The following is a 1,768-nucleotide window of genomic DNA, read 5'->3' on the forward strand; positions in this document are numbered from 1 at the left end:
AGGCCGGCGAATCCGGCAGGGTCACGCCGGTCAGCGGATACAGGTTGCCCAGGCTGCTGCCCGACAGTTTCAGGCGCAGGTCCAGGGCACCGAGGTTCAGCGGGTCGGTCAGGGTGCCGGCCAGGGCGATGCTGGTGTCCGCGATCTTGACTTGGGCTTGCAGCGGGAACGGCTTGGCCGCGTCCTGCAAGGCCAGCAAGCCACCGATCTTGCCAGTGCCCGCGAGTTTCTGGCCGTGGTACTGGCCTTTGACCTTGAGGCCGAACGCGTAGTCCTGGGGCGCCGAGCCTTTTTCCAGGGCTTTTTTGGCATCGGCATCGCCGACGATTTCACCGAAGGGAATCGGCTTGCCCAGCGGGTCGATGATCACATCCAACTGGGTCTTGAGGCTTTGATCGTCAAGGGTCACATGGCCTTTGTCAAAGCCGATGGCGCCAATATCCACCACCCAATTGGACGGTTCGGCGTTGGGGTCCTTGGGGTCGAACTTGAACGTCCAGTTGGCGCGGCCATCAGCCAGGCGCTGCAACTGGGCACTGGGTTCGGTGAGGTCGATGCGCGGGATCACCACACGCTGCACCAGCAAGGCCAGGGGCGAAATGCGCAGCTCAACCTTCTTGAGCGTGACCATCTGCGGTTGTTTCGACCAATCGGGGTTACCCAGAGTCAGGTCTTCGGCAATCACATGGGGCCACGGCACCCAGCCGCGCCAGCCGCCTTCATCGGGCTCACGCTGCCACACCACGGCGAGGTTGCCGTTGATGGCGAACGGACGATGCAGTTCTTCGGAGACCTTGGCATTGAGGGGCGGTTTGATGCGGTTCCAGTCGAAGAACACCAACACCAGTACCACGATGGCAATCAACAGAACGAAGCTGGCGCAGCTCCAAGCGAGAATTTTACGAGTGCGCGTCATTGCACAGGACTCCTGAATACGACTGGCTGGGCAACAGCCTTTTAAACAGCTTATAGGACTACGACTGGCAAAGTGCCTGGGGGTTTAACACAACCGCGGATTTAACCGAAAAAAGCGATTTTCCTGATCAACCAGACAATTTTCCCCATCGACGACGCACCATTGTTACCCAGGCTCGTGTCGAAAATACCCACATCGGTGCAAAGCCGCGGGCTTGAGAGGCTCGATCTAGAGCCTCCGGCGAGAACAATCAATTCTGTTGATTATTACCATTGTGTTTATGAACTTTTATATCGACTTATCAAGGGTAACATTAGCCCTGTACCCACTTTATCGCCCTCCCTAGGAGCAACCATCATGAAACGCCAATTACTCGCTACCGTTCTGTTATCTGTCCTGGCTTCCAGCGCTTTTGCCCTGCCAGCTGCCGAACAGGCCACCCCGCAGAACAAAGCTCAAGCCGTGCAAACCAGCCAAACCGTGGCTCGCAGCGGTTCGCAAGAAGACGAAAACCGTGATTACGCCAAAGGCGCCGTAGCTGAAAATGGCTACAACCGCTTGCAAGAGAAAGGTCTGGTCGAAGGCGGTGCTGAACAAGCCAACAAACGCGCCTACACCGAAGGCGTTGCTGAAGGCGGTGCCGACCGTCTGCAAGAACTGCATCAAGCACAGAGCTAAGCCTGTGGTGGCCCAGAAAAAAGCCCGATCTGCCGATCGGGCTTTTGCTTTTATATAGAACGCGTCACGCCCCGCCCCTGCCAAGTTCGACGCCGGCAAAGCGCTTTTGCTAGAGTGCGTCGCTGTAATTGCCGACAAAGCTCATCCGCTCATGCTGCCCCGCGCCGAACAGAA

The 1,768-nt window shown here is 57.6% G+C and carries 2 protein-coding genes; one reads left to right on the forward strand and one right to left on the reverse strand.

The features are described from left to right. A partial coding sequence (locus BKD70_RS22975; protein ID WP_139145808.1) for an AsmA family protein occupies positions 1 to 916 on the reverse strand: 916 nt, incomplete at its 3' end. 357 nt (positions 917 to 1,273) lie between these two features. Here BKD70_RS22975 and BKD70_RS22980 point away from each other — a divergent pair. Next, positions 1,274 to 1,594: a hypothetical protein gene (locus tag BKD70_RS22980; RefSeq protein ID WP_003188116.1), complete on the forward strand. Its 321-nt coding sequence runs from the start codon at positions 1,274 to 1,276 to the stop codon at positions 1,592 to 1,594. Positions 1,595 to 1,768: the final 174 nt, after the last annotated feature.

The organism is Pseudomonas sp. BS-2016 (genome assembly GCF_001806145.1).
Taxonomy (GTDB): domain Bacteria; phylum Pseudomonadota; class Gammaproteobacteria; order Pseudomonadales; family Pseudomonadaceae; genus Aquipseudomonas; species Aquipseudomonas lundensis.

Coding starts and splice junctions, on each gene's coding strand:
- BKD70_RS22980 (WP_003188116.1), top strand. CDS start 1,274: ATGAAACGCCAATTACTCGCTACCGTTCTGTTATCTGTCCTGGCTTCC.